Raw genomic sequence first — 6,840 nt, forward strand, 5'->3', positions numbered from 1 at the left:
CCGCCCGGCGTTGGCTTAGTGGCTTAATGGCTTAATGGCTTAGCGGCAGGCTGATTTCTTCCTTGCGCGCGGCAATCGCTTCGCCCAGCGCCGTCAAGTCCAGCTTGGCCTTGCGGGCCTTCGGGAACATCTCCGATTCTTCTTCCTTGACGTGGTGCTCGATTTGCTCGGACAGCACCTTGATCTTGGCGTCGTACAGGTCCTCGCCGGGCTTCATGTTCAGGATCTGGGCGATCAGTTCCTTGGCGCACGCGTGTTCGACGGTCGCTTCGTCGACCAGGTCCTCGGCGTCGCCAGCGGCTGCGCGCACTGCGGTGTAGAAAATTTCCTCTTCGGCGGTGGCGTGCTTGGTCAGTTCGAGGCAGATCTGGGTCGCCAGTTTTTTCTTGGCGGCGACGGAACGGTCGCTGAGGCTGTCGTATTCTTCAAACAGTGCTTTCACATTGCGGTGGTCGGCGGTCAGCAACTTGATCGCATCGACGGACTCGCCGGACGCTTGCTTGCCTGGTTGTTCAGTTTGGGTAGCAGTGGTTTTCATTTCGATTGCCTCATGGATGTGGTGGCGGGATTACTTCGCTTTGGCGCCGGACGCGGGCTTGGCGGCGGTGCTTTTGTTGCCCGACGATGCAGATTGGCTGTTGCCGGCGCCGGTGGATTTGCTGCCGGTGCTTTTCGCGCCTTTGGCTTCTTCCAGTTTGCTGTTGCCGCCGTTTTTGCCGCCTTGGGTAGGTTTGCTCATGATGATCTCCAAAAGTCTATGTTGCTGGTTGTGGCAGCGTGCGCTGCCGTGATTCATAGTAGTTGAGCTTTTTTTCTCTTTCTGTAGGAGCCTCCCTCGCAGCGGCGTAGGTGCCCGGATGGTGGCATGTTGATGCTCCGGTGCGCTGCCGTACATACCGGAGCGGGCATATCGGCCCATGCTCGCCAGCATGCCGATCAAGGACCATTCCATGCCCCGTTCCACTTCCCCCACGCCCGCTGCCGAGGGCTACGTGCGCGTGCGCGGCGCGCGCGAGCACAATCTGCAAAACGTCGACGTCGATATTCCGCGCAACGCGCTGGTGGTGTTCACCGGCGTGTCGGGCTCGGGCAAGTCCTCGCTCGCCTTCGGCACGCTGTACGCCGAGGCCCAGCGGCGCTATCTCGAATCGGTGTCGCCCTATGCGCGGCGCCTGTTCCACCAGATGCCGGTGCCCGAGGTCGACCTCATCGATGGCTTGCCGCCGGCGGTGGCCTTGCAGCAGCAACGCGGCACGCCGACCACGCGCTCGTCGGTCGGCAGCGTCACCACCTTGTCCAATTCGCTGCGCATGCTGTACTCGCGCGCGGGCGACTACCCGGCGGGGCAGGCGTTGCTGTATGCGGAATCCTTTTCGCCGAACACGCCGCAGGGCGCCTGCCCGCAATGCCACGGCCTGGGGCGGGTGTACGAGGCGACCGAGCAGTCGATGGTGCCCGACGACAGCCTGACGATACGCGAGCGCGCGGTGGCGGCCTGGCCGACCGCCTGGCATGGCCAGAACCTGCGCGACATCCTGGTCACGCTGGGGCATGACGTCGACAAGCCGTGGCGCGAGCTGCCGAAGAAAACGCGCGACTGGATATTGTTCACCGACGAGCAGCCGACCGTGCCGGTGTACGCCGGCCTGACGCCGGCCGAAGCGCGCCGCGCGCACAAGCGCAAGGAGACGCCCAGCTACCAGGGCACGTTCACCGGCGCCCGCAAGTACGTGCTGCAAACCTTCGCCGGCACCGAAAGCGCGATCATGAAGAAGCGCGTGGCGCGCTATCTGGTGAGCACGGACTGCCCGCTGTGCCAGGGCAGGCGGCTGCGGGCCGAGGCGCTGTCGGTGACGTTTGCCGGCCACGATATCACCGGCATCGGGCGCCTGCCGCTGCAACGGCTGGCGCAGTTGCTGCAGCCGTTTGCGCAAGGCCGGCCGGGGCGCGGCAAGGATAGCCGGCGCCACCCGGAAAAAGCCATCGTCACGCAGCGCATCTCCGCCGACCTGCTGGCGCGGCTGGAGGTGTTGCTGGACCTGGGGCTGGGCTACCTGAGCCTGGAGCGCGGCACGCCGACGCTGTCGCCCGGCGAACTGCAGCGGCTGCGCCTGGCCACGCAGGTGCGTTCCAGCCTGTTCGGCGTGGTGTACGTGATGGACGAGCCGTCGGCCGGCCTGCATCCGGCCGACACCGAAGCCTTGCTGCGGGCGCTGGAGCGCTTGAAGGCGGCCGGCAACTCGCTGTTTATCGTCGAACACGCGCTGGACGTCATCCGCCGCGCCGACTGGATCGTCGACGTCGGGCCGCGCGCCGGCCAGCACGGCGGCCAGGTGCTGTACAGCGGCGCGCCGGCCGGGCTGGCCGCCGTGGCCGAATCGCGCACCGCGCCCTACCTGTTCGCCACCGCGCCGCCCGCCGCGCGCAGCCCGCGCCCGCCGCAGGGCTGGCTGCGCCTGCGCGGCATCGTGCGCAACAACCTGGCCGGGCTGGACGCCGATTTCCCGCTGGGCGTGCTCACCAGCGTCAGCGGCGTGTCCGGTTCCGGAAAATCCAGCCTGGTCAGCCAGGCGCTGGTGCGGCTGGTGCAGGCCGGGCTGGGGCAGCAGGTCGCCGACGAGGCGGAGCACGACGGCGTCGCAACCGCGCTGGAGCACGCCGGCGGCGACGAGCTGCAGGGACGGGTGGCGGCCGGCATGGACAGCATCCGGCGCCTGGTGCAGGTCGATCAGAAGCCGATCGGCCGCACGCCGCGTTCCAACCTGGCCACCTACACCGGCCTGTTCGATCACGTGCGCAAGCTGTTCGCCGCCACCGGCGCGGCGCGCTCGCGGCGCTACGACGCCGGACGGTTTTCCTTCAACGTCGCCAAGGGGCGCTGTGCGCACTGCGCGGGCGAAGGCTTCGTCATGGTGGAGCTGCTGTTCCCGCCCAGCGTGTACGCGCCCTGTCCCGAGTGCGGCGGCGCGCGCTACAACCCGCAGACGCTGGCGGTGCGCTACCGCGGCCACCATATCGCCGACGTGCTGGCGATGACGGTGGACGCCGCCTGGGAGTTTTTCGACGACACGCCGCCGCTGCGGCACGCGCTGGACGTGTTGCGCGCGGTGGGGCTGGGCTATCTGCGGCTGGGCCAGCCGGCGACGGAGCTGTCCGGCGGCGAGGCGCAGCGCATCAAGCTGGCCACCGAGCTGCAGCGCGCCAGCAACGGCGGCACGCTGTACGTGCTCGATGAGCCGACCACCGGCCTGCATCCGGCCGACATCGACTTGTTGCTGCGGCAGTTGCATGGCTTGGTGGCGTCGGGCAACACCGTGGTGGCGGTCGAGCATAACGTCCAGGTGCTGGCGGCCAGCGACTGGGTGATCGATGTCGGACCCGGCGCCGGCGACGAGGGCGGCCGCATCGTCGCCTGCGGCCCGCCCGGCGAGGTGGCGGCCAGCGCCGCCAGCCGCACGGCGCCGTATTTGCGCGACGCGCTGGCGGGACGGCGGGCGATCAGCCATAATCGCGCCGGCGCACGGGATTGACAAGGCCCGGCGCGACCTCTCTTTGGCATTTTTTAAACGAAAGAACACCATGAAACAGCTGCTGTCCTCCTGCGTTATCGGCCTGACCCTGACTTTCGCCCTGGCGGGCTGCGACCGCGCCAAGGCGCCGCAAGCGCCTGCGGCCGCTGCCGTGCCTATGCAAAAGATCGATACCGTGGCCGGCACCGGCAAGGAAGCGGTGGCCGGCGCCACCGCCGTCGTCAACTACACCGGCTGGCTGTACCTGCCCGACGCGCCAGCCCGGCACGGCGCCCAGTTCGATTCCTCGATCGGCCGCGAGCCGTTCAGCTTCCCGCTCGGCGCCGGCCGCGTCATCCCGGGCTGGGACGAGGGCGTCAAGGGCATGAAGGTCGGCGGCAAGCGCACGCTGATCGTGCCCGCCGCCATGGGCTATGGCGAAAACGGCGCCGGCCCGATCCCGCCGAACGCCGACCTGATCTTCGACGTGGAGTTGCTGGACGTCCGCTGAGCCCCCCGACGCTCGATTCCCGATGGTAAGTTGCTCAAGGAATATGTTACCCTCACCGCCATACTGGTAAGAACTGGACCGGGGGCAGGCGACGATGACACAAGGCGACAAACATCCCGTCGGAGAACGATATATCGACCGCACCGAAGCGCCTGTGCGGGCCTCCGGCCGGCTGACGCTGATCTTGCTGGCGCTGTCCCTGCTGCTGTTGGTGGGGGCCGCCGTGTACGGCCTGTTCAACGACTACCGCAATATGCTTGACCGCGAGGGCAAGGCCACCGCCAACCTGGCCGACGGCGTGCAGGTCTACGTGACGGAAACGCTGAGGCAGTCCCTGTTCAGCCTGGAGGGCGTGGCCAAGGACCTGGAGGGCGCAGGCGACAGCGCGACCGCAGACCGCCTCGCCGCCCTGCGCGGCGCCATGCGCTACGATCCCGCGTCGGCGGTGCTCGGCCTGCGCGCCGCGCACGACCTGCTGATGGTCGACGGATCGGGCCAGCGGCTGGACTGGCCGGCGCTGAAGGCCGCGCTCGATACTGCGCTGACGGCCAACAGCGGGCGCAAACTGGCGGTGCTGCCGGTCGTTTATGTGGCGGAATTGCACGACTGGTATCTGCCGGTGCAGCTCGACCTGACGGCGCGGGTGCTCGGGGTGGACGCCGCGTTCGCGCTGATCGCCGCCCGCAAGCTGGTGGAGGCGTCGGCCAGCGTGCGCCTGCTGCCCGGCGCCTATCTCTCCGTGGTCAATCCGGACGGCTACCGCCTGTTCCAATATTATGTGGATACGCAAGCGATCAAGGGCGAGCAGGGGCGCGTGTCCCCCGGCTCGGTGGCGCAGCTGCGCAGCGGCAAGCTCGACAGCTTCCAGGCGGTCAGCAGCCTGACCGGCCGGCCGACCCTGTTCGGCATCTCGATGTCGAAGCAATTGCCGCTGGCGGTCAGCGTCGGCATACAGCTGGATGTGCTCGAGCAGGCATGGCTGAGGCGCTCGCTGGGCCAGATGCTGCTGGTGCTGGTGACGTCGATTTCCGGCATCTACTTCGCGCTGCGCCTGATGACGGCCAGCCGCAAGGAGCGCGATTACCTGCGCCGCCAGGAGTACCTGGCCAACCACGACAGCCTGACCGGCGTGCTGAACCGCTACGCCTTCCAGCGGCGGCTGCGCCAGTGCCTGGACGAAGCGCAGCCGCAGCCGCTGGTGGTGCTGCTGCTGGGCCTGAACCGCTTCAAGGAAATCAACGACACCCTGGGCCACCTCGCCGGCGACGTCGCCCTGGCCGAGGTGGCGCGGCGCATGCAGGCCGCCTTTGGCACCGAGGCCGGCTTTGTCGCGCGCCTGAGCGGCGACGAGATCGCCGTCGCGGCGCCGCTGCGGGCCTGCGCCGGCGGCGTCGACGGCCTGTGCGCCAGCGTCGCCGCCGTCATCGGCTCCGGCATCACCGTCGACGGCATCGCGCTGGAACTGGACGCCAGCGTGGGCGTCGCGGTGTTCCCCGACGACGCCCGGACGCCGTCGGACCTGCTGCGCTGCGCCGACATCGCCATGTACGCCGCCAAGCGCGACATGCGTTCGCACGAGCGCTATACCGAGGCGCTGGACCACTACACCGCCGCCAGCCTGGCGATGAAGACCGACCTGTCGCAAGCGCTGCGCGAGGGCGGGCTGTCGCTGGCCTACCAGCCCAAGGTCGACCTGGCGAGCGGCGCGCTGGTCGGCGTCGAGGCGCTGTCGCGCTGGGTCCATCCGGACAAGGGCGCGGTGTCGCCCGCCGTCTTCATTCCGCTGGTCGAGACCACGGAACTGATCCATCCCTTCACCCGCCACGTCATGGGCGAGGCCGTTGTGCAATGCCGGCGCTGGCTCGACGCCGGCCACCGCGTGCCGGTGGCGGTCAACATCAGCGTCAACAACCTGATGGACGCCAGCTTCGTCGACATGGTGCGGGCGCTGCTGGCGCAGCACGCGGTGCCGGCCGGCCTGCTGGAACTGGAGCTCACCGAAGGGGCGCTGATGCGCAATCCGGAGACCGCGCTGCGCCGGCTGGCCGAGCTGCGGGCGCTCGGCCTCAAGCTCTCCATCGACGACTTCGGCACCGGCTACGCCTCGCTGGCCTACCTGAAGAAGCTGCCGGTCGACAGCCTGAAGATCGACAAGTCCTTCATCCTGGGGCTGGCCGGGGACGAGGCCGACAAGCGCATCGTGCGCTCGACCATCCAGCTGGCCCACAGCTTCGGCATGGTGGTGGTGGCCGAGGGCGTCGAGACGCAGGAGGTCGCGGACCTGTTGCGCAAGAAGGGCTGCGACCTGGTGCAGGGCTATCTGTACGCCCGGCCCCTGCCGGCGGCGGACCTGGCGGCGCAATGGCTTGAGGTGGTGACTGACACGGGAGGATAGACATGGCGCAGGTGCTCAAGGTGCTGGTGGTGGACGATGTCGAAACAATGCGCAAGGTCACGGCGGGGCAGCTGGCCGCGCTGGGCTGCGGCTCCCCGGACGTGGCCGGCGACGGCGCCGAAGCCTGGCGCCTGCTGGAGCGCAACCGCTACGACCTGGTGATCTCCGACTGGAACATGCCGGCCATGACCGGCATCGCCCTGTTGCAGCTGATGCGGGCCAGCCCGCGCCACGCGCACACGCCGTTCATCATGATCACCGCCGAGGCCGAGCGCAGCCGCATCGAGGCGGCCATCGCCAGCGGCGTCAGCGATTTGCTGGTCAAGCCCTACACGGCCGGCCGGCTGGCCACCAGCATCCAGCGCGCGATGGCGCACCAGATCGCGCCGCCGGCGCCGGAACACGCCGCCACGGCGGCGCGATCT

The 6,840-nt window shown here is 68.7% G+C and carries 6 protein-coding genes; 4 read left to right on the top strand and 2 right to left on the bottom strand.

The window, feature by feature from the left end; all coding sequences use genetic code 11:
- Positions 1-31: 31 nt before the first annotated feature.
- On the bottom strand, positions 32-538 hold the full coding sequence (locus DUGA2_RS30515) for a hemerythrin domain-containing protein (protein ID WP_070273078.1): 507 nt from the start codon (positions 536-538) through the stop codon (positions 32-34).
- 30 nt (positions 539-568) lie between these two features.
- Positions 569-952: a hypothetical protein gene (locus DUGA2_RS33885; protein ID WP_141753433.1), complete on the bottom strand. Its 384-nt coding sequence runs from the start codon at positions 950-952 to the stop codon at positions 569-571.
- On the opposite strand from DUGA2_RS33885, the gene DUGA2_RS30525 reads away from it, so the two are divergent.
- The 4 genes from DUGA2_RS30525 to DUGA2_RS30540 form a co-directional block, all read left to right on the top strand.
- Positions 951-3,530, top strand: a complete 2,580-nt coding sequence (locus DUGA2_RS30525; protein WP_141753434.1) for an excinuclease ABC subunit UvrA — start codon at positions 951-953, stop codon at positions 3,528-3,530. The genes DUGA2_RS33885 and DUGA2_RS30525 overlap by 2 nt on opposite strands.
- A gap of 49 nt (positions 3,531-3,579) precedes the next feature.
- Entirely contained in the window at positions 3,580-4,020 is a 441-nt protein-coding gene (locus tag DUGA2_RS30530) for an FKBP-type peptidyl-prolyl cis-trans isomerase (protein ID WP_070273080.1), read from the top strand.
- Positions 4,021-4,114: 94 nt separating this feature from the next.
- On the top strand, positions 4,115-6,415 hold the full coding sequence (locus tag DUGA2_RS30535) for a bifunctional diguanylate cyclase/phosphodiesterase (RefSeq protein ID WP_070273081.1): 2,301 nt from the start codon (positions 4,115-4,117) through the stop codon (positions 6,413-6,415).
- 2 nt (positions 6,416-6,417) lie between these two features.
- A partial coding sequence (locus DUGA2_RS30540; RefSeq protein WP_141753435.1) for a response regulator occupies positions 6,418-6,840 on the top strand: 423 nt, incomplete at its 3' end.

It is taken from the genome of Duganella sp. HH101 (assembly GCF_001758795.1).
In the GTDB taxonomy this organism is placed as follows: domain Bacteria; phylum Pseudomonadota; class Gammaproteobacteria; order Burkholderiales; family Burkholderiaceae_D; genus Rugamonas; species Rugamonas rivuli.

Coding starts and splice junctions, on each gene's coding strand:
- DUGA2_RS30515 (WP_070273078.1), bottom strand. CDS start 538: ATGAAAACCACTGCTACCCAAACTGAACAACCAGGCAAGCAAGCGTCC.
- DUGA2_RS30525 (WP_141753434.1), top strand. CDS start 951: ATGCCCCGTTCCACTTCCCCCACGCCCGCTGCCGAGGGCTACGTGCGC.
- DUGA2_RS33885 (WP_141753433.1), bottom strand. CDS start 952: ATGGAATGGTCCTTGATCGGCATGCTGGCGAGCATGGGCCGATATGCC.
- DUGA2_RS30530 (WP_070273080.1), top strand. CDS start 3,580: ATGAAACAGCTGCTGTCCTCCTGCGTTATCGGCCTGACCCTGACTTTC.
- DUGA2_RS30535 (WP_070273081.1), top strand. CDS start 4,115: ATGACACAAGGCGACAAACATCCCGTCGGAGAACGATATATCGACCGC.